Raw genomic sequence first — 20,854 nt, forward strand, 5'->3', positions numbered from 1 at the left:
GCCCGCCGCACGTTCGTGCGGCGGGCCCCTCTGCGTGTGTGCGGCGAGCGCTAGATCGTGCCCAGCTTGATGATCGACAGCAGGGCGACCAGCTGGATCGCCGAGGCGCCCAGGGCCTTCGGCCACGGCAGGTCGTGCGATTTGCTGACCAGCGAGGTGAAGAGCGCGCCGGCCACCACCCAGGTGGCCCAGCCCAGGATCTGGACCAGCATGTTGTCGCCGCCCAGGAACATGGCGAACAGCAGGCGCGGTAGGTCCGTCAGACTCATGACCAGCATCGACAGGCCCACCGTGGGCTGCCACGCCCCGTCGCCGCCCATCTGGCGGGCCAGCGTGTGGGTGACGGCGCCGAGGACCAGGCCGCAGATCACGAAGGCCACGCCCGCGGAGACCACGATCGGGACGGCCTTGGAGAGGGTGGCGTTGATGACGTCCTTGCGGGCGTCGTCGAGGCCGAAGATCGCGAGCAGTCCGTAGAGGAAGGTCACGATCAGCGCCGGCCCCCAGACGGCGTAGTCGCGCATCTGCAGGAAGGTCGGGCCCGGGCGGGTCACGATGCCCCGGATCAGGTCCTTCCACGGCAGCCGCGGACCGGTGGGGGCGGCGGCCTGCGCCGCGCCCGCATGGTAGGTCGCGCCCTGGTTGTACGGGTACGGGTCCTCGCCGATGGCGAAGGCCTGGGTGTACCCCGGCGAGTCGCCCGGCCCGCCGGCTCCCTGGGCCGGGGGGTGGCCGTAGCCGTATCCCTGGCCTTGCCCCTGACCTTGACCCTGGCCGGCGTGACCGCCGTGCGGGTCGAAGTATTCGGGCTCGCCGTGGCCCCCGGGAGCGCCCTGTGACGGCCACTGCTGGGGTGCGTAGGGCTGCTGGCCGTACGGCGGCGGCGCCGGGGGCGCCTGCTGCTGACCGTACGGCTGCTGCCGCGGAGGTTGTTGCGGGGTGCGGTTGTTGTCCCGGCCGCGTCCGATCCTGAATCCAGCCACGTGATCGAAAGTACCCGCTCCCGGGCGGGCGGGTGGCCGGGCGGGGGCAAGAGGCCTCCTTTGCGGCTGAGCTGTGACATCCCCTAGGGGGTACCTGGAGGGCCTTCTCGGGGTGGAGGCGGGGCGGGTTACGTGGCTGCGCGGCAGTCTGCCGACGCCTGTTACATCTCCGACGGAATACGGACATACCGGCTCCGTAGCTTCGTAGACGTAGCCACCGCCACGAAGCCGAACGGCGAACGCCGAACGCCGAACGCCGAACGAGCACGAGAAGAGCCCCGTCATGCGCAGCCCGCACCGTCGCACCACCCTCCGTACCGCCGCCGTAGTGGCCGGTGCGGCCGCCGTCCTCGCCCTCCCGGTCGGGTCCGCCTTCGCGGATTCCCCGGCGGTACCGGACGCGCAGGTCCTGCCCGGCGCCGAGCAGCCGTCGGCCGACCCGCAGCAGCCGCAGGTGGACCCGACCGTCCCGCCGACCACGCCCCCGACCACGCCTCCCACCACGCCGCCGGTGGGGCCCTCGGTCCGGGCGTACGTCACGACCGTGAAGCTGGCCGACGGATCGGTCGCCAAGGTCTACACCTTCGGCAGCGGTCACTTCGAGGCCGACATCTTCTCCGGCGGCATCAAGCTGGACACCCTGGTCAGCAAGGACGGCAAGCCCGCCCGCGGCCAGAACAACGGGCTGCACGTGGTCCTCCAGCCGAACGGCACCGTCACCTCGTGGGTCGAGGGCGCGGCCAGGCCGGTCGAGAAGCCGAAGCCGGTGGAGAAGGAGGAGAACGTCGTCCAGGTCGCCATGCCCGACGGGCGCAACGCGCGGCTGATCGACGGCCCGAACGGCAAGCGCGTCGAGATCTCGATGCCGAACGGGACCCTCCTCGGCACGATCGACCTGAAGCACCCGACCGCGACGAACGACGGCTGGACGTACAAGCTCGTCCAGGACGGGAAGCGCGTGAAGTTCGTCGTCATCGACGGCAAGAACGGCGGGAACAGCTGGGTCTACGAGTTCACCAGCGGCAAGCTGATCGAGAGGTACGAGGTGGACAAGGGCGGTAAGGCGGCCGGCACGAAGGATGCGAGGCCCGTCGCCAAGCCGGTCGAGAAGCCCGTCGCCAAGCTCGTCGCCAAGCCCGTCGAGATGGTCGAGAAGAAGGCCGTCGAGCGGGTCGTGCCGAAGGGCGGCGTGAAGGCCGGTGCGGAGGGCGTCGTGCCGGTGTCCACCGAGGGCGACGGCACGCTGATGCTCGCCGCCGGCGGCGGTATGGCGGCCATCGGCGCCGCGGGCCTCGGCTTCGCGATGCTGCGCCGCAGCCGGTCCGACCGGTCCTGACCCCTCGGCCCCTCGGCCCCTGGACGCGAGAACGGCCCGCCCCCACAGAGGGGCGGGCCGTTCTCATGTCCGGTAACGCGCTGCGGGCTACTTCGCCTCGGCGTCGTCGGTGCCCGGCTCTGCCGGGGCCTCAGTGGGGGCCTCCGCCGCCTTCGGCTCGGCCGCCTCGGCCTTGGGGGCCTCGGCCTTCGGCTCCGAGACGGGCTCCGAGACGGGCTCCGAGACGGGCTCCGAGACGGGCTCCGCCTCGACCACCGGCTCGACCACCGGCTCAGGCTCCGGCTCCGGCTCCGGCTCGACCACCACCGGCTCCGGCGTCCTCACCGAGTCCAGCAGCAGCTGCGCCACGTCCACGACCGTGACGTGTTCCTTCGCCTGGCCGTCGTTCTTCTTGCCGTTCACCGAGTCGGTGAGCATCACGAGGCAGAAGGGGCAGGCGGTGGAGACGATGTCCGGGTTCAGGGACAGGGCCTCGTCGACGCGCTCGTTGTTGATGCGCTTGCCGATCCGCTCCTCCATCCACATCCGCGCGCCACCGGCGCCGCAGCAGAAGCCCCGCTCCTTGTGGCGGTGCATCTCCTGCTGGCGCAGGCCCGGTACGGCGGACATGATCTCGCGCGGCGGCGTGTAGACCTTGTTGTGCCGGCCCAGGTAGCAGGGGTCGTGGTACGTGATCAGCCCGTCGACCGGGGTCACCGGCGTGAGGCGGCCCTCGTCGATCAGGTGCTGGAGCAGCTGCGTGTGGTGGATGACCTCGTACTCGCCGCCCAGCTGCGGGTACTCGTTCGCGATGGTGTTGAAGCAGTGCGGGCAGGTGGAGACGATCCGCTTCGCCGACTTCGGCTTCTTGGTCTCGGGGTCGTCGTCGTCCTCGCCGAACGCCATGTTCAGCATCGCGACGTTCTCCTGCGCGAGCTGCTGGAAGAGCGGCTCGTTGCCCAGGCGGCGCGGGGAGTCACCGGTGCACTTCTCGTCGCCGCCCATGATGGCGAACTTGACGCCCGCGATGTTCAGCAGCTCGGCGAAGGCCTTCGTGGTCTTCTTCGCCCGGTCCTCCAGTGCGCCGGCGCAGCCGACCCAGTAGAGGTAGTCGAACTCGGAGAGGTCCTCCGCGTCCTTGCCGATGATCGGGACCTCGAAGTCCACCTCCTTGGTCCACTCGACGCGCTGCTTCTTGGCCAGACCCCAGGGGTTGCCCTTCTTCTCCAGGTTCTTGAGCATCGTCCCGGCTTCGCTCGGGAAGGCGCTCTCGATCATCACCTGGTAGCGGCGCATGTCGACGATGTGGTCGATGTGCTCGATGTCCACCGGGCACTGCTCGACGCACGCGCCGCAGCTGGTGCAGGACCACAGGACGTCGGGGTCGATGACCCCGTTCTCCTCGGCCGTGCCGATCAGCGGGCGCTCGGCCTCGGCGAGGGCCGCGGCCGGGACGCCTGCGAGCTGCTCGGGCGTGGCCTTCTCGTTGCCCTCCATGTCCTTGCCGCCGCCGGCCAGCAGGTAGGGGGCCTTGGCGTGCGCGTGGTCGCGCAGCGACATGATCAGGAGCTTGGGGGAGAGGGGCTTGCCCGTGTTCCAGGCGGGGCACTGCGACTGGCAGCGGCCGCACTCGGTGCACGTGGAGAAGTCGAGGATGCCCTTCCACGAGAACTGCTCGACCTGCGAGACGCCGAAGACGTCGTCCTCGCCCGGGTCTTCGAAGTCGATGACCTTGCCGCCGCTGGTCATGGGCTGGAGCGCGCCGAGCGCGACCGCTCCGTCCGCGTTCCGCTTGAACCAGATGTTCGGGAAGCCGAGGAAGCGGTGCCAGGCCACACCCATGTTGGTGTTCAGCGAGACCACGATCATCCAGATCAGCGAGGTGCCGATCTTGATCATCGCGGTGAAGTAGATGGCGTTCTGCAGCGCGCCGAGCGACATGCCCTTGAAGGCGAGCACCAGCGGGTACGACACGAAGTACGCCGGCTCGTACGAGTCCACGTGGTGGATGGCGCCTTCGAGGCCGCGCAGGCACAGGATCGCGAGGCCGATGGTCAGGATGATGTACTCGACGAAGTACGCCTGCCAGGCCTTCGAACCGGCGAAGCGGGACTTGCGGCCGGCCCGGGAGGGCAGCGAGGCGAGGCGGATCCCCATCAGGATGAGGATGCCGAGCACGGTCATCAGGCCGATGAACTCGATGTAGAGCTCGAAGGGCAGGAAGCCGCCGATGACCGGCAGCGTCCAGTCGGCCTGGAAGAGCTGCCCGTACGCCTGCACCAGCGTGGGCGGCAGCGTCAGGAAGCCGATCGCGACGAACCAGTGCGCGAAGCCGACGAGGCCCCAGCGGTTCATCCGGCTGTGGCCGAGGAACTCCCGGACCAGGGTGATCGTTCGGGACTTCGGGTCGTCCGTCCGGCTGCCTGCCGGTACGGGCTGTCCGAGCTTCACGAAGCGGTAGATCTGCGCCACGGCTCGGGCGAGCAGCGCGACGCCGACCACGGTCAGGACCAGCGACACGATGATCGCGGCGAGTTGCATGGGAGGGCTCCTCGGGCGGCACTTACTAAGCGGTAACTTATCCAGTCAAGGCTTGAGGTTACCCAGTCCCGACGCCGCAATGTAGCCGAGCGCGCGGTGATCTGCGTCGCTCGCCCCCGCCTGCCCGCCCAGCCTGGTCGCCCCGCCCGGGCTCCGGCTCAGGGCCGCCCGTGCCGCCAGGCCGCGCGCGGGGTCTGCGCGAGGATCGCCAGGTCCATCCCCAGCCAGTGGTTCTCCACGTAGTGCCGGTCCAGCAGGTCCATCTCCTCCCACGGCAGGTCCGAGCGCGCGCTCACCTGCCACAGCCCGGTCATCCCGGGCCGTACGAGGAGCCGCTCGGGCCGGTCCGACGGGCCGTTCCCCGGCCGCGGCCCGACCAGTGACATCTCGCCGCGCACCACGTTGAGCAGCTGCGGGAGCCCGTCCAGCGCGCACCGCTCCAGGGCCGCCCCGGCCCGGCCCTTGCCGACGCGGAACCGCCACGCCCGGTAGGGCCGCCCGGCCAGGCCCGCCGCGGGCTCGCGTACGAGGACGCCCGCGCCCTGGGTGGCGTACAGCAGCCCGGCGGTCAGCAGCAGTGGTACGAGGAGCACCCCGAGCAGGAGCGCCGCCCCGGCGAGGTCGAGCACGCGCTTGGCCGACGGCCCGGCCGGGAGCTCCGGCAGAGCCGTCGGCCAGGAGGGGAGCGAGAGCAGCTTCTGCATGCCAGCACGGTGCCGCACGCCCGTGGCGGTGTGCGGGCGCCGCGCGGCCGTGGTGCCCCGAATGGCGCTCCTGAGCGTAAGGGTGGCCTAAAGGTTGAGCCTCCTCGACTCACCTCTGTTGACACAAGCGGAGCGGTGGGGCACGCTTGAGTCTGTTCCACTCAAGTCAGCTGGAGGAATCAAAATGGCACGTGCGGTCGGCATCGACCTGGGCACCACTAACTCCGTCGTCAGCGTTCTGGAAGGCGGCGAGCCCACCGTCATCACCAACGCCGAGGGCGCCAGGACCACGCCGTCCGTCGTCGCCTTCGCCAAGAACGGCGAGGTCCTCGTCGGCGAGGTGGCCAAGCGCCAGGCGGTCACGAACGTGGACCGGACCATCCGCTCCGTCAAGCGCCACATGGGCACTGACTGGAAGATCAACCTGGATGGCAAGGACTTCAACCCGCAGCAGATGAGCGCCTTCATCCTGCAGAAGCTGAAGCGCGACGCCGAGGCGTACCTGGGCGAGAAGGTCACGGACGCGGTCATCACCGTCCCGGCCTACTTCAACGACTCCGAGCGCCAGGCGACGAAGGAGGCCGGCGAGATCGCTGGCCTGAACGTCCTGCGTATTGTCAACGAGCCGACGGCCGCCGCCCTGGCCTACGGTCTCGACAAGGACGACCAGACCATTCTCGTCTTCGACCTCGGTGGCGGCACCTTCGACGTGTCGCTCCTCGAGATCGGCGACGGCGTCGTCGAGGTGAAGGCCACCAACGGTGACAACCACCTCGGTGGCGACGACTGGGACCAGCGCGTCGTCGACTACCTGGTGAAGCAGTTCCAGAACGGTCACGGCGTCGACCTGGCCAAGGACAAGATGGCGCTCCAGCGTCTGCGCGAGGCCGCCGAGAAGGCGAAGATCGAGCTGTCCTCCTCCACGGAGACCTCGATCAACCTGCCCTACATCACGGCTTCCGCCGAGGGCCCGCTGCACCTGGACGAGAAGCTCACGCGCTCCCAGTTCCAGCAGCTGACCGCGGACCTGCTCGACCGCTGCAAGACCCCGTTCCACAACGTCATCAAGGACGCGGGCATCAACCTGTCCGAGATCGACCACGTGGTCCTGGTCGGCGGCTCCACCCGCATGCCGGCCGTCGCCGAGCTCGTCAAGGAGCTCACCGGCGGTCAGGACGCCAACAAGGGCGTCAACCCGGACGAGGTCGTCGCCATCGGCGCGACCCTCCAGGCGGGCGTGCTCAAGGGTGAGGTCAAGGACGTCCTGCTCCTCGACGTGACCCCGCTGTCCCTGGGTATCGAAACCAAGGGCGGCATCATGACCAAGCTCATCGAGCGCAACACCACGATCCCGACCAAGCGGTCCGAGATCTTCACGACGGCCGAGGACAACCAGCCGTCCGTGCAGATCCAGGTCTACCAGGGCGAGCGCGAGATCGCGGCGTACAACAAGAAGCTCGGCATGTTCGAGCTGACCGGCCTGCCGCCGGCCCCGCGTGGCGTCCCGCAGATCGAGGTCTCCTTCGACATCGACGCGAACGGCATCATGCACGTCACGGCCAAGGACCTCGGCACGGGCAAGGAGCAGAAGATGACCGTCACCGGCGGCTCTTCGCTCGGCAAGGACGAGGTCGACCGCATGCGCCAGGAGGCGGAGCAGTACGCGGACGAGGACCTGCGCCGCAAGGAAGCGGCCGAGTCCCGCAACCAGGGCGAGAGCCTCGTGTACCAGACGGAGAAGTTCGTCAAGGACAACGAGGACAAGGTCCCGGCCGACGTCAAGGAAGAGGTCGAGGCCTCCATCGCCGAGCTGAAGGAAAAGCTCAAGGGCGAGGACGCTGCCGAGATCCGCACCGCGACCGAGAAGCTCGGTGCCGTCAGCCAGAAGCTCGGCCAGGCGATCTACGCCGACGCCGGTGCCCAGGCCGCCGGTGGCGCGCCGACCGGTGACGCCGGCCAGGCCGACGCCAACGACGACGTCGTCGACGCCGAGATCGTCGACGACGAGAAGCCGAAGGGTGGCGCTGCCTGATGTCGGAGGAGACCCCGGGCTTCGACGAGAAGCCCGAAGTCCCCGCCGACGGCACGCCTGACGACGCCGCCGAGCCGAAGGCCGCAGCTTCCTCCAAGGAGGAGGCCGCGGCCCCGGCCGGGGACTCCGCAGCAGCACCGAGCGGCCAGGAAACAGCTCTCCTGGCCCAGCTGGACCAGGCCCGTACCGCGCTCGGCGAGCGCACCGCGGACCTCCAGCGGCTCCAGGCGGAGTACCAGAACTACCGCCGCCGGGTGGAGCGGGACCGGATCGCCGTCAAGGAGATCGCGGTCGCGTCCCTCCTGACGGAGCTGCTCCCGACCCTGGACGACATCGGCCGGGCGCGGGAACATGGCGAGCTGGTCGGCGGCTTCAAGTCGGTGGCCGAATCGCTGGAGACCGCCGCGGCCAAGATGGGCCTGCAGCAGTTCGGCAAGGAGGGCGAGCCCTTCGACCCGACGATCCACGAGGCCCTGATGCACTCGTACGCGCCGGACGTCACCGAGGACACCTGCGTGGCGATCCTGCAGCCGGGGTACCGCATCGGCGAGCGTACGATCCGTCCCGCGCGGGTCGCGGTGGCCGAGCCCCAGCCGGGCGCGGCGCCGAAGTCCGAGGCGGCGGAGGCCGATTCCGCGTCGGAATCGGCGGACGCGTCGGGCAAGGACGCGGATGCCCCCGACAAGGGCTGAAGCTGCGGCGCCCTTTGCACGACATGCAGGACCAGTAGCGCGAGAGGAGGGACACCGGGGATGAGCACGAAGGACTTCGTCGAGAAGGACTACTACAAGGTCCTCGGTGTCCCGAAGGACGCCACCGAGGCCGAGATCAAGAAGGCGTACCGGAAGCTCGCCCGCGAGTTCCACCCGGACGCCAACAAGGGCGACGCCTCGGCCGAGGAGCGCTTCAAGGAGATCTCCGAGGCGAACGACATCCTCGGCGACCCGAAGAAGCGCAAGGAGTACGACGAGGCCCGCGCCCTGTTCGGGAACGGCGGCTTCCGCCCCGGTCCCGGCGGCGGCGGGGGCGGCTCGTTCAACTTCGACCTCGGTGACCTCTTCGGAGGCCAGCAGCAGGGCGGCCCGGCCGGCGGTTTCGGCGGCGGCGGCCTGGGCGACGTCTTCGGCGGCCTGTTCAACCGCGGCGGCGCCGGCGCGGGTGCGGGCACCCGTACCCAGCCGCGCCGCGGCCAGGACATCGAGTCGGAGGTCACCCTCTCCTTCACGGAGGCGGTGGACGGGGCCACGGTCCCGCTCCGGATGTCCTCGCAGGCGCCCTGCAAGGCCTGTTCGGGCACCGGCGACAAGAACGGCACGCCCCGCGTGTGCCCGACCTGCGTCGGCACCGGCCAGGTGTCCCGCGGCAGCGGCGGCGGTTTCTCGCTGACCGACCCCTGCGCGGACTGCAAGGGCCGCGGCCTCATCGCCGAGACCCCCTGCGACATCTGCAAGGGCAGCGGGCGGGCCCGCAGTTCCCGGACCATGCAGGTCCGGATCCCGGCGGGGGTCTCCGACTCCCAGCGGATCCGGCTGCGCGGCAAGGGAGCTCCGGGCGAGCGCGGCGGCCCGGCCGGTGACCTGTACGTGGTCGTCCACGTCGACAGCCACCCGGTCTTCGGCCGCAAGGACGACAACCTCACGGTGACCGTTCCGGTGACCTTCGCGGAGGCGGCGCTCGGAGCCGACATCAAGGTCCCGACCTTGAACGGCCCCTCGGTGACGCTGAAGCTGCCCCCGGGCACCCCCGGCGGCCGCACGATGCGGGCCCGCGGCAAGGGCGCGGTCCGCAAGGACGGCACCCGCGGCGACCTGCTGGTGACGGTGGAGGTCGCGGTCCCGACCGAGCTGAACGACAAGGCCCGCGAGGCCCTGGAGCTGTACCGCGAGGCGACGGAGTCCGAGGACCCGCGCTCCGCGCTGTTCGAGTCCGCGAAGGGAGCATGACATGGACGGCCGCCGTAGGAGCCACTACCAGCTCACCGATGAGACCCCGGTCTACGTGATCTCGGTGGCCGCCCAGCTCTCGGGCCTGCATCCGCAGACCCTGCGCCAGTACGACCGCCTCGGCCTGGTCTCCCCGGGCCGTACGGCCGGGCGCGGCCGGCGCTACTCGGCCCGCGACATCGAACTGCTCCGCACGGTGCAGGCGCTGTCCCAGGAAGAGGGCATCAACCTGGCCGGCATCAAGCGGATCATCGAACTGGAGAACCAGGTCGCCGCGCTCCAGCAGCGTGTGGCCGAGCTCTCCTCGGCCGTCGACGGCGCAGCCGCCGTGCTCCAGCAGCGCGAGGCCCAGGTGCACGCCTCGTACCGGCGCGACCTGGTCCCGTACCAGGGCCCGAAGCCGGGCAGCGCCCTGGTCGTCTGGCGGCCGGCACCGAAGCGCCCGCTGGACTGACGCACGGCCCGCACGCGGACCCGCAAGCACGAGGAAGGCCCCGCCCGGATGATCCGGGCGGGGCCTTTTCGCTTGCGGGACTGCTATTCGGAGTCGGAGCCTACGTAGATCTCCTCCCCGTTCTCTTCCCATGCCCGGGTGTAGCCGTGGCTCGGGGCGTCGACGACGAGGCAGTCGGCATCCAGCCTGACGAAGCCGTCATCACGGATTCCGTCGAACCATTCGATGATGATGCTCTCGCCGGCTTCAAGCGTGTGTTCGGCGGCCGACGGCTCGAACACAACGGTGACGGTCTTGTCGGTACCGAGTCTGAATCGCATTGGTGGCCTCACATGTTGTTCAGGTAGTACTGGAAGAGGTTGGCTCGCTGGAAGGCGCTGGGGTTGGGGTTCTTCCCCGGCCTCCCGGACGAGGCCTTGTGCTCATAGAGGTAGAAGTCCCTCCATGCCTCGGCTTCCTGACGCGTGATTCCCATGCCCTTCATCTTGCGGACCTGAGCCGAAGTGGCGAACTTCATGGCTCCCCTCGGGTCCACCAGACCGGTTTCGGGGTCCTTCCTCGCCGTGTTTCCACCCCACGCGTCCTTGCCGAACGCGTTTCTGTTCGCATATTCGTCCATACGGTCCCAGCTGGCGTCGACGACTTCCTTCTCGACCTTGGTGGCGTTGCGCCAGTCGGGCAGACCCGGGACCGGCTTGTCCGCAGACCACTTGACCGCCCTTTTGAACTTCACGCCGACCTTGATGGCCTTGGCCCACTTGGCCCACGGCAGGTCGAGAGCACTGCTCAAGCAGCCCTTGACGGACAAGGCGGCACAGCTCGCCCAGGCCGCCGCGTCCGGGGCGATGACGAGGAGGAGGAAGTCGCCGATGGCGGCGTCCCTCGGTGACCTCTCGTAGGAGAACAGCCCGAGAGCCTCGGCCCCCGCGCAGAAGGAGTCCTGGCTGTCCGGGTTGAAGCACCGCTGTCCGCTCAGCCAGGCCTTCAGCCGTTCCTCGTAGGTCTTCTTGAAGGGGAAGCGGACCTTCAGCTCCTTGTCGGAGAGCATGCGCCCGCCGTTGATCCAGGAGTCGCCTTGATCGTCGACGGTGACCGTGACCGTGGGCTCGTCTTCGCCCCAGTCCTCGTCGCCCTCGTCGTCCACCTCTTCGAGGTGCTTGCCGTTGGTTCCGCCGCCACCGCCGCAGTACCCGTATCCGTAGCAGCTTTCGAGCCCGGTCGGGTCCATCTGCGAGATGGGGTTGTTGTTCGCGTAGTTGTACCCGTTCATCTGGAGCGGGTTGGTGACGTCGATGACCGGGTCGACGGATATGAAGCGGCCGGTGGCCGGCTCGTACTCGCGGGCGCCGATGTGGGTGAGGCCCGTCGTGCTGTCCTCGTTGCCGGTGCCGAGGAAGGTACGGCTGCCGGACCAGTGGGTGGCCATCGCGCCACGCTGGTTGCCGTACGGGTCGTACTTGCGCCGGGACACCGGCTGCCCGGTCTTCTGCTCGACCGAGATGGTGGCGGTGTTGTGGTGGTCGGTCAGCAGGACCGTCAGCTTGTGGCCGGTGGCCTTGCCTCCGGTCTGACGGACCGTGGTCGGGCCGCCGTCGCTGCCGTAGTAGCGGAATGCGTCGACCGCCTGGCCGGCCTTGTCGACGGTGAACTCGGTCTCACCGAGGTAGAGGGTGCGGCTGGAGCCGGTCTCCTGGATGAGGCGGTTGCCGGAGGCGTCGTAGATGTAGTTGGTGGTGCTGTCGGCGAAGGTCCACTGCTGGGCGGCGGCGCCGGCGGCGCAGGTGAAGATGTGGAGGTCGTTGCCGTCGGCGGGGTTGTCGTTGGGGACGGTGACGCAGGCGTTGGCCGCCGCGTTGTAGAGGGTCTTGTCTCCCGCGCGGTAGGTGAACTTCTGCTTGGCGCTGCCGTCACAGGTGGACAGCCGGGCGTACAGGCCGTCCGCGGTCAGGCACTTGTTCAGCGCACGGACGGTGTCGCCGCTCAGGCGCCACTGCTGTGCACGGGTCTCGTTGCACGGGTACAGCTGGACGGCGGTGCCGTCCACGTCGGAGGACCCGGCCACGTCGAGGCACTTGCCCGCCAGACCGGTGACCGCGACGGCGCCGATGCCCGGGCTGCTCGCCGAGGTGAGCTTGTTGCGCCGGTCCCAGGTCAGGGCCTGGGTGTCGGAGTCGATCTTCCGGGTCTTGGTGTTGCCGGTGGAGTCGTACTCGTAGGTGGACTGGGAGAGCAGCGTCGCCCCCTGCTTCTTCTCCACCTTGGTGAGCGCGTGGGGCTGGCTCTTGAGCAGGAGCTGGCTGCCGCTGGGGGGATCGATGCCGTACGTGTACACCGAGGTCTGGTCCAGCGCCGCGTCGGTGAGGTTGTGGTTCACCAGCTTGGTGCGGTTGCCGATCTTGTCGAACTCGTAGGACTGCCAGTAGCCGTCACCGTCCGGTCCGGCGGTGACATCGCTCAGCGAGGGCCCCGTGCAGGCCTCGGTCTTGCCGGTCCAGGCCTGGGTGAGCTGTCCCATCGGGCTGTAGGAGAAGCACTGCCGGTCGATCTTGCCGCCCGGCTGGGTGTCCGTGATCGAGGTCGGGTTGCCCGCCACGTCGTAGGTGTACGACAGGGCGGAGAGCCGGTTGTAGTTGGCCGTCTCCCGGTCGGAGATCGACTGGGTGACGCGACCCGTGTTCGGGTCGTACAGGTTCGTCGTCCACACCCGGTTCGGGGCATTGCCCGATGCGGTGCGCTGGACCTCGCCGAAGGGGCTGTAGACCGTTTCCGCGGTGTACCAGGACAGGCCCGACAGGGTTTGGGCGCGGCCGTCGGCGTCGTAGCGGGTGACCAGCTTCTCGGCTGCCAGACCGCCCGGGGTGGCGGGCAACGTGGTCGACTGGACCTTGCCGCTGGGGGTGTACGTGGTGCTGTAGGCGTACGTCCCGGCCAGCCCCTTGGTGGCGGGGGTGTCGGGGATGGTGATCTTCGTGCCGGTGGCCCGGTACTCGCTGTCGTAGCCGGTGAACTCGGTCTTGTACGCCGCCCCGTTGGTGTAGGCGGTGGACGAGGCGGGCTTGCCCTTGCCCCCGGCCAGGGTGTCGAAGGTCCACGAGGCCGCCAGGGGGCCGGTCGCGGAGTCCTCGCGCGACTCGGTCGCGCGGCCGAGCTTGTCGTAGGTGGTGAAGGTCTTCTTGCCGGTCGCGTTCTCGCCCCAGACCTGCTGGTCGAGGTTGTTGTAGCCGAACGACGAAGGTCCCATGTCCGGGTCGGTGGTCGCGGTCACGCGGCCGCGGGCGTCGTAGGAGTACGTCCAGTTGTTGCCGACGGCGTCGGTGACCTTGGACAGCTTGCCGCGGACGTCGTAGGCGTACGTGGTGTCGGACCAGGTGGTCAGATCGGTGGCCGTGGACTTCTGGATCAGTGCCGTGCGGTCCAGCACGTCGGTCCAGGTCTTGGTGGCCTGGCTGCCGGCCAGCGGAGTCGAACCGTCGGCCGACATGCCGCTGCGCTTGAGGGTCCAGTTGCCGCCGTACAGGAGGACGTCCGAGTGGTGCGCGGTGCCCTCGTAGAGGGTGGTGCTGCGCAGCGTCCGGCCGAGACCGTCGTAGGCGGTCGCGGTGGAGTTGGGAACGTGGAAGACGGTCTCCGGGACGAAGATGTCCCTGCTCGGCTCACCCTCCGCGTAGTAGCCGTTGTTGGTCTGGCGGACGGTGCCGTTCGAGCTGTACAGCTTGTCGGTGACCACGCGCCCACCACCGGCGGCCTCGGCCTGCGTCTGACGCGGGCGCAGCAGGCCGTCGTAGATCTCGATGGAGCTCTCGTAGGTTCCGTTGTCCCGCAGCAGGCGCGAGGTGACGGCCGGGGGCTCGTGCTCGGTGATCTGGTAGTCGAAGGTCTGCCGGGCCTTGTCGATGGCCGGGTTCTGGGAAGGCGTCCAGACGGCGGTGGTACGGCCCAGGGGGTCGTAGCCGGAGGTGATCTTGCGGCCGTTCTGGTCGGTGATCTCCAGGACCAGGCCGCGGGCCGGGTCGAACTTGGTCGACGACTTGTGGCTCAGGGCGTTGGTCGCCGTCTGGACGAAGGCGGGCCCGGTCGCCGGGGTGAACGCCGTGGTGACGGCGTTGCCGGCGGGGTCGTAGGTCTTGATGACCCGGCCCAGGGCGTCGTACTCGAAGCGCCCTGTGGTGACCCAGCCGGTGCCTGCCCCGTCCTGGGTGTCCGTCTGGAACGGCACGCCCTTGACCGGCGCCGTGCCGAAGGCGTTCAGCGCGTCGTACGAGGTGCGGGTGTTCGACAGCACCGTGCCGGTGGCGGCCTGCGCGCAGGTGCCGGCGGTGGCGCGGCTGGACTGCGGCAGCCCGATCAGGTGCTTGGTGGTGTTGTGGACGTACGCGGTGGTGGTGCAGCTCTGCTCGTTGACGGTCCAGCCGCCGGAGCCGTTCGAGGTCATGGCCTCGGTCTGCGCGGTGGTCTTCAGGCCGTAGGTCGGCTCGAAGGTGTCGATCGCCCGGCTCAGGCGCCAGCCGCCCTCGATCGCCTCGTACCGGTCCATGCGGGACGTGTCGACGCGGAAGGCTTCCAGGTCGGTGGTGCCGTCGCGGGGGCGCGAGCCGGTGCGCTTGGACTCGTACCAGTTCAGGTCGCGGGCGGCGACGGCGGCGCCGGCTCCGGCCTTGGTGTACGTGATGCTCTCCGCGACCTTGCCCTGGTACTGGGGCAGGTCGTTGCCGAGGGTCTCGGTGTTGGTGGAGTCCTTGACGGTGATCACCGCGCGGCCCGCGTCCCCGGACATGCCGCGGAAGAAGCGGGTCCGGGTCTGCGACTGCTCGGTGGCATCGGGCTTGCCCGCATTGGCGGTCACGCCCTTGGTGGTGACGACCGAGGCGTATCCGCGCCACTGGTCGTAGGTGCGCAGTTCGGGCTTGGTGAACTCGTCGTCCGACTTCGCCCAGGCGGCGCCGCCTTCATAGGTGTAGCTCGTGGTGACATCGGGCTGTCGCGCCACGCGGTCCTTCTCGACCACGTTCTCGACGACGTACTTGTTGAACCACTCCAGCGGCGGGGTTTCCAGCTCACCGTCCGGGGACCAGTGGTTGGGGAAGCAGCGAGTGGTGTTCTCCTCGGGCTTCGGGTGGGTGGTGCCCACCGCGCACGGGGCGGAGTAGTCGACGTAGACCTCGCCACCGGTCTCGTTGCGGATGGTCTCCACGCGGAGCCGGTCGTAGTCCGGGGTGGCGTCGTTCGTGCTCTTCGCCACGCGGTTGGGCATGTCCACGACGTTGGCGAGGAAGGAGACCGGCGGCAGCGAAGCGCTGAGCTGGTTGCCGTTCTCGTCCTTCTTCGTGCCGTAGCCGGTGCGGGTGATCGACTCCAGCCACAGCGGCGGATGGGTGTCGGTGCGCTGCTTCGGGAACGACTGGTCCAGCGTCCACGAGTCGACCTTGGAGAGGTCCGTGGTGCCCTCGGTGCGCTGGCCGTACGTGGTGACGCCGGTCAGGCGCTTGCGGGTCCAGAAGCTGGGGACGGTGACGTAGCAGGTCTCATCGGTGAACGTGCAGTTCAGCGTGGACGGGGTGTCCCACCAGGGCTGCTTGAGTTCGTAGTTCTTCGACGTGAACTCGGCGTCCTCGCACTTCGTGGTGCGCTCGGCCTTGCAGCGCTCGGCCACGGTGAACTCGACCTTGGCGGCCGGGGGGCCGGACAGGTTGTCCGAGCGCAGGCCGTAGGAGATCTGCGTCGGGTAGCCGCCGCGGACGTAGCCGACTTCGGCGGCGTTCTTCTCCTTGGTCTTCTCGTTCTTGGAGTAGCGGTTCTCCTCCCGCTTCCAGTCGATGACCAGGGCGTTGCCGTGGACGTCCTCGACGTAGTCGAGGTTCCAGCGCCAGGCCTGCTTGCAGGACGACGCGGCGAAGGAGGCCGCGTGGCAGGGCTCGCCGGTGTGGTTGCCGAAGACGGGGACGTTGAAGACGGAGTCGGTGACCGCGCGGGTGCCGGCGCCGTCCACGTCGTGGCGGCCGAAGAGGTACTTGGTGCCGTCACGGGTGGTGACCTGCCAGTACTCGCCGTCCTTCGCGCCGTTGGCGACGTTCGCGTCGGTCTTGCGCTCGACCTTGGAGCCGTCGTCGTTCGCGGGGATCCAGGCACCGGTGGCGGTGTCGTGGACCAGCTCGGTGGTGCTGCCGCCGAGCGACATCACCATGTTGTCGCCGGCCCAGCACAGGTCGTTCTTCTTCTTGTCCGTGCTGTTGTCGTTGTTCGGCGCGTTCTTGAGGTCGGCCGAGCAGGAGCGGTAGCGCCGCTCGACGAAGCCCGGGTGGTAGTCCCAGCCGTCGCCGATCCAGGAGGCCTGGCCGTTGGCGACGGAGGTCTTGCCGTCCACCGCTTGGGAGCCGTAGGACAGGGAGATCTTCGGCTCCGGGCCGGCCGGGGCCGCCGGGACGCCCAGGGGGTAGCTCCAGGAGAAGCCGCCGCCGCTGCCGCCCGCCGTCCAGCTGCCCGAGGGGGAGAGCGAGGTGGCCTTGTACGTGCCCCCCGCGCCGGAGGCGGAGTCCGTCGCGGCCAGGACGGTGGGACCGCCGCCGCCGACGGCCATCGTGCGCATGGTCTGGCCGGGCGCGGTGGCCGGGTCCACGGTGGCGCGGACGGTGCCCGTCGCCGGGTCGTTGGTGCTGGGGATGTGCTTTGCGTCGCTGCACTCGGGAACGAGAGGCGTCGTCAGGAAGCAGGCGGGGAGCTGCTTGAGCTCCAGGCGCGTGGACCACTCGGTGCCGTAGAGGTCCTCGAACTGCTTGTAGTCCAGCTGCACGTCCACCGGGGTCGAACCCTCGTCGGGCGGCGTGACCTTGATGATCGCGCCGTCCAGGCCGGCCGCTTCGGTGGCCGTGCGGGCTTCGACGGACACCCCCCAGGTACCCGAGGGCGCGGGCGGAGCCGGCTCGCTCTCGGTGGGCGAGGCCTTGCCGATGCTGACGGGCAGTGTGCCCGCCTTCACCAGGGCCGTCCCGGTTCCGGCGCTCAGCGCGACGTCGGCCGTACCGGCCGCCGGCGGCGTGATCTTGGAGGGCTCGTAGCCGGCCGGGGGCTGGGCGGGCGCGCCGGCCCAGCCCTCCAGCTTGGCCGCTTCGACCTTGTCGAGCTTGGCCTTGATATCGGACTGCAGGCCGGGCAGCTGGACGCCCGAGCGCGGGCCGGGCTGAGCGCCCCATGCCTGGGCAGGCAGGAGCGTGGCCAGGAGCACGACGGAGAGCGTGGCTCCGGTGCGGGCCAAATGTCGGCGCGCCGTCCCGTTTCCGAGAAGGCGCAAATTACTCGCCGCAAAGGGCGACATGTATTCCCCCCATACCGCTGCCGTCCGGATATCGGACACCCGGACGGCAAAGGATTGACAAAGTGCCCGCAGATCTTGAAGGGAGAGATGGTCGGAAGTCCACTCCAATCCGGGGTGGAGTGGTGTTAATCACCTGACTGCATCCATATGTTGTGCCAAATCATGCCAATCTGCCCCAACACCTCCAGGGACAGGCGGAGTTAGGGGGTGTTTCGGCCTCGGAGATGGTTCATGATCGGGGCGCACTTTTGTCATCAAACGGCAAAGTGGAATACGTGCGCCCGAGGGGGAGACCGAAAAGTGCTTGTCAGCGATTCAGATTCTGAGACGGAGTCGGCGGTCGTACCCGACGCCCCGCCAAGACCCCGGTGGTTCCGGCGTCGCAGGAATCTGGGGGGTGTGGCCGCGCTGCTCGCACTCGCGGTGGCCGTTCCGGTCGGCGTGCAGGTGCGCGACGGCACCGGGCAGGAGGAGAAGCCCGCTGCCGAAGCGGCCGGAGCCCCGGTAGCCGCTCCCGAAGCCCGGAAGCTGGCCGAGGAGACCGGCAAGGAAGTCGAGGTCACGGCGGAGCGCAGCCCGAACACCACGACGTGGGCGCAGCCGGACGGGTCGTTCAAGAAGAACATTTCCAGTGCGGCGGTGCGGGCGAAGGTCGGCGAGGCATGGAAGCCGATCGACACCAACCTGGCGAAGACGGAGGCCGGTTACGCAGCCAAGGCCGTGAACGGGGCCGTCGTCTTCAGTGCCGGCACGGCGGCCGCGGACGCACGGGCCTCGCGCGGTGTGGTGCGTTCGGCGCTGACGGTGGACGAGCCGGGGCAGGTGTGGACCGAGCTGGTCCGGTTGAACGTCGACGGTCATGACATGGCGGTGAGCTGGCCGGGCGTGCTGCCGGCCCCCGTCATCGACGGACCGCGCGCCTTGTACGAGAACGTGCGCCCCGGCATCGACCTGCTGATGACGGCCCAGGACGGCGGCTATTCGCACCTCCTCGTGGTGAAGGACAAGCAGGCCGCAGCCGATCCGCTCCTCGGGCAGATCAACTACCGGCTGGCCTCGCCCGATCTGAAGTTCCAGCTGGATGCCGAGTCCGGTGCGCTGTCGGCGCGCGACGCCAAGGACGAGGAAGTCGCCGGTTCGCCGTCGCCTTTGATGTGGGATTCGGCGGGCAAGGTCGCCACCACGGACGACGTTCCCGCCTGGAAGGCCCCGAAGGCCGCGAAGGAGCATCCGACGCTGGGCCTGAAGGGCCTGGCAGGTGCGGAAGGCGCGCACCTTTCCGTCGCGGCAGCCTCCCTGGCGGAGGGCACTCTCTCGCTGAAGCCCGATGTGGCGCTGCTGAATGCGGCGGACACCGTGTACCCGGTATTCATCGACCCTTCCTTCAAGGGCCGAAAGAATTCCTGGTCGTTGCTCTACAAGACGGCCGGCGGCAGCAGTTTCTACAACGGTCAGAACTACAACGCCTCGGGTACGAACGAGGCGCGTGTCGGCTACGAGTCGAGTTCCGGTGGAACGTCCCGCTCCATTTTCAATTTCGACTTCGGGACCCAGCTCCACGGTGCCGGCATCCGTACCGCGGTGGTGCGTGCGCTGCAGACGTACTCGTGGTCGTGCACGACGAAGCCCATGGACATCTACTCGACGTACTTGGTGACCTCGTCGAGTACGTGGAACAACACCACCGGCTGGTGGGGCAACAAGGTGGCCACGGAGAACGCCGGTTACGGCTACAACTCCTCCTGCCCCGACAACTGGGTCGCCCCCGACATCAAGGGCCTGGTCACGCAGGCCGCGAGCAGTGGCTGGACGGGACTCGCCCTCGGGTTCAAGGCGCCGAACGAGTCGGACTCGTACTACTGGAAGAAGCTTCTGGCGAACGGTGAGTCGGCTCCGTACCTGGAGATCACCTACAACACCCCGCCCGACATTCCGGTCGCTGCGAACATGAGCACCAGCCCGGGTGGGGCGTGCCTGACCAGTGGGAACGGTACGAGCCTCGGTAAGACCGACATCAATTTCCAGGTCAAGGGCACGGACCGGGACGGGAACCTGAGCAAGCTGCAGATCGAGGTGTGGGACGCGGTCTCGGGCGCGAACGTCCACAACGAGTGGATCGCGGTCAACAGTGCTCAGACCGTCAACCGCACCGTGCTGTGGTCGAAGTTCACCTCGGGCCGCAAGTACTTCTGGCTGGCCCGCGCCGTGGACGCCGACGGCTACGGCGCTCCGGGTTCCGGTCCCGCCGATTCCGGTGGCGGCGGCTGGTGCACCTTCACCGTGGACCACGTCGCCCCGGCCAGCCCCGCGATCAAGTCCACCGACTTCCCCGTCCCCGGACCCGATGGCGCGGAGTGGAGCGTGAACCCGGCGAGCACTCCCAACCAGAGCATCGAGATCCGCGGCAACGGCACCCCCGCCGGGAGCATCCGCGAGTACCAGTGGTCCCTGAACCACCCCACCTGGGAGAACAAGGCCGTTCCCGGCGCCGGCACCGACCTGGCCACCATCAAACTCCAGGTCGACACCGCCGGACCCAACGTCCTGTACGTCCGCACCGTCGCCACCTCGGGGAACGTCTCCCCCCAGAGCGAGTACCTCTTCTACGTCCAGGCCCGTCCCGGCACCGACACCCCCGGTGATGTCACCGGTGATGGCAGCCCTGACCTGCTGGCCATCGACAAGGACGGCAACCTGCGCACCTACGCCGGTGACAAGAAGGGCGACACCGACGCCTGGATCCCCGGTGCCGTCGAGAACGGCAAGCCCGTCGCGCCCGGCTACTTCAAGGACCCGTCCGGGACCACGCCCGCGCTGATCGGACACGCCACCGACTGGCATCCCGGCGACGGCATCACCGACCTCATCGCCCGCATGCCCGACGGGAAGATCTACATCTACCCCGGCACCGGCACCGGACAGTTCGACGTCGGCCGCCGCCAGGAGATGCAGATGCCGAGCAGCGCACCCGACGCCTCCACCTTCCGGCAGATCATCGTCACCGAGGACGCGGACGGTGACGGCCTGGGCGACCTGTTCGCCCTGGACGCGGACGCGTTCTGGGCGTTCTCCGGCTACACCGGCTCCAGCTTCGCCTCCTACCGCAAGATGGCCACCGGCTGGGCCGCCCGTGACCTCGTCGGGGTCCGGGACGTCTCCGGGGACAAGGTCCCCGACCTCCTGTTCCGCGACAACTCCAACGCGAATCGCACCATGGCGTTGCGCAAGGGCAAGCCCGGTCCGAACGGCATCGGCGCGGACCTGACCTCGCTCCAGTTCGCGGCGAACGCCGCGGACGGGGTCGACAACACCTACGCCACCACCGCCTGGACCCGCGCCGACTGGCCCAAGGTCCTGGGCACCGCCGACGCCACCGGTGACGGCATCCCCGACATCTGGGGAATCCGCGCCGACGGCATCCAGTACCTCTTCCAAGGCGCCACCACCACCTACGGCAACGCCTCCGGAGCCGACGAAGACAACTGGAACACCTTCCTCACCATCGGCTGACCGGTCCGCGGAAGCGGATCGACGGCATACACAAGAGCGGCGCCCCGCCCCGGACACCAGTCC

At 69.0% G+C, this 20,854-nt stretch carries 11 protein-coding genes; 6 read left to right on the top strand and 5 right to left on the bottom strand.

Annotated elements, in window-relative coordinates; all coding sequences use genetic code 11:
• Nucleotides 1-50: 50 nt before the first annotated feature.
• Nucleotides 51-983, bottom strand: coding sequence for a Yip1 family protein (locus ACFWNV_RS33460; protein ID WP_383954343.1), 933 nt, complete (start codon nucleotides 981-983; stop codon nucleotides 51-53).
• 283 nt (nucleotides 984-1,266) lie between these two features.
• Here ACFWNV_RS33460 and ACFWNV_RS33465 point away from each other — a divergent pair, with 283 nt between their 5' ends.
• The gene (locus tag ACFWNV_RS33465; protein WP_383954345.1) at nucleotides 1,267-2,319 is read left to right on the top strand and encodes a hypothetical protein; all 1,053 of its coding nucleotides are present in this window, start codon (nucleotides 1,267-1,269) and stop codon (nucleotides 2,317-2,319) included.
• An 87-nt stretch (nucleotides 2,320-2,406) separates the two neighbouring features.
• On the opposite strand, the gene ACFWNV_RS33470 is transcribed toward ACFWNV_RS33465, so the two are convergent.
• The gene (locus ACFWNV_RS33470) at nucleotides 2,407-4,839 is read right to left on the bottom strand and encodes a (Fe-S)-binding protein (protein ID WP_383954347.1); all 2,433 of its coding nucleotides are present in this window, start codon (nucleotides 4,837-4,839) and stop codon (nucleotides 2,407-2,409) included.
• Nucleotides 4,840-4,997: 158 nt separating this feature from the next.
• Nucleotides 4,998-5,543, bottom strand: a complete 546-nt coding sequence (locus tag ACFWNV_RS33475) for a sugar transferase (RefSeq protein ID WP_383954349.1) — start codon at nucleotides 5,541-5,543, stop codon at nucleotides 4,998-5,000.
• A 184-nt stretch (nucleotides 5,544-5,727) separates the two neighbouring features.
• Here ACFWNV_RS33475 and dnaK point away from each other — a divergent pair, with 184 nt between their 5' ends.
• From dnaK to ACFWNV_RS33495, 4 genes are read left to right on the top strand one after another with little or no spacing between them, the layout of a single operon-like run.
• Nucleotides 5,728-7,575 carry a molecular chaperone DnaK gene (gene dnaK, locus ACFWNV_RS33480; protein ID WP_383954351.1) on the top strand — a complete coding sequence of 616 codons (1,848 nt, stop codon included), beginning with the start codon at nucleotides 5,728-5,730 and terminating at the stop codon, nucleotides 7,573-7,575.
• A complete protein-coding gene (gene grpE / locus ACFWNV_RS33485; RefSeq protein ID WP_383954353.1) occupies nucleotides 7,575-8,267 on the top strand; it encodes a nucleotide exchange factor GrpE in 693 nt (230 codons plus the stop codon). The genes dnaK and grpE overlap by 1 nt, the downstream gene beginning before the upstream one ends.
• Before the next feature lie 60 nt (nucleotides 8,268-8,327).
• Nucleotides 8,328-9,518, top strand: a complete 1,191-nt coding sequence (gene dnaJ / locus ACFWNV_RS33490; protein WP_383954355.1) for a molecular chaperone DnaJ — start codon at nucleotides 8,328-8,330, stop codon at nucleotides 9,516-9,518.
• A 1-nt stretch (nucleotide 9,519) separates the two neighbouring features.
• Complete coding sequence (locus tag ACFWNV_RS33495) at nucleotides 9,520-9,972, top strand: heat shock protein transcriptional repressor HspR (protein WP_383954357.1); 453 nt, start codon at nucleotides 9,520-9,522, stop codon at nucleotides 9,970-9,972.
• Between the two features lie 83 nt (nucleotides 9,973-10,055).
• Here ACFWNV_RS33495 and ACFWNV_RS33500 read toward each other — a convergent pair whose 3' ends face one another.
• Together ACFWNV_RS33500 and ACFWNV_RS33505 are read right to left on the bottom strand one after the other, a co-directional pair.
• Complete coding sequence (locus tag ACFWNV_RS33500) at nucleotides 10,056-10,292, bottom strand: hypothetical protein (protein WP_383954359.1); 237 nt, start codon at nucleotides 10,290-10,292, stop codon at nucleotides 10,056-10,058.
• 8 nt (nucleotides 10,293-10,300) lie between these two features.
• Nucleotides 10,301-17,191: a ricin-type beta-trefoil lectin domain protein gene (locus ACFWNV_RS33505; protein ID WP_383954361.1), complete on the bottom strand. Its 6,891-nt coding sequence runs from the start codon at nucleotides 17,189-17,191 to the stop codon at nucleotides 10,301-10,303.
• A gap of 489 nt (nucleotides 17,192-17,680) precedes the next feature.
• Here ACFWNV_RS33505 and ACFWNV_RS33510 point away from each other — a divergent pair, with 489 nt between their 5' ends.
• Nucleotides 17,681-20,791 carry a DNRLRE domain-containing protein gene (locus ACFWNV_RS33510; protein WP_383954363.1) on the top strand — a complete coding sequence of 1,037 codons (3,111 nt, stop codon included), beginning with the start codon at nucleotides 17,681-17,683 and terminating at the stop codon, nucleotides 20,789-20,791.
• The last annotated feature ends 63 nt before the right edge of the window (nucleotides 20,792-20,854 follow it).

The sequence above is a fragment of the Streptomyces sp. NPDC058401 genome (genome assembly GCF_042722885.1).
Lineage (GTDB): Bacteria > Actinomycetota > Actinomycetes > Streptomycetales > Streptomycetaceae > Streptomyces.

Excerpts from the sequence above, each read along its gene's own strand:
- ACFWNV_RS33465 (WP_383954345.1), top strand. The coding sequence starts at position 1,267 with ATGCGCAGCCCGCACCGTCGCACCACCCTCCGTACCGCCGCCGTAGTG.
- ACFWNV_RS33470 (WP_383954347.1), bottom strand. The coding sequence starts at position 4,839 with ATGCAACTCGCCGCGATCATCGTGTCGCTGGTCCTGACCGTGGTCGGC.
- ACFWNV_RS33475 (WP_383954349.1), bottom strand. The coding sequence starts at position 5,543 with ATGCAGAAGCTGCTCTCGCTCCCCTCCTGGCCGACGGCTCTGCCGGAG.
- dnaK (WP_383954351.1), top strand. The coding sequence starts at position 5,728 with ATGGCACGTGCGGTCGGCATCGACCTGGGCACCACTAACTCCGTCGTC.
- grpE (WP_383954353.1), top strand. The coding sequence starts at position 7,575 with ATGTCGGAGGAGACCCCGGGCTTCGACGAGAAGCCCGAAGTCCCCGCC.
- dnaJ (WP_383954355.1), top strand. The coding sequence starts at position 8,328 with ATGAGCACGAAGGACTTCGTCGAGAAGGACTACTACAAGGTCCTCGGT.
- ACFWNV_RS33495 (WP_383954357.1), top strand. The coding sequence starts at position 9,520 with ATGGACGGCCGCCGTAGGAGCCACTACCAGCTCACCGATGAGACCCCG.
- ACFWNV_RS33500 (WP_383954359.1), bottom strand. The coding sequence starts at position 10,292 with ATGCGATTCAGACTCGGTACCGACAAGACCGTCACCGTTGTGTTCGAG.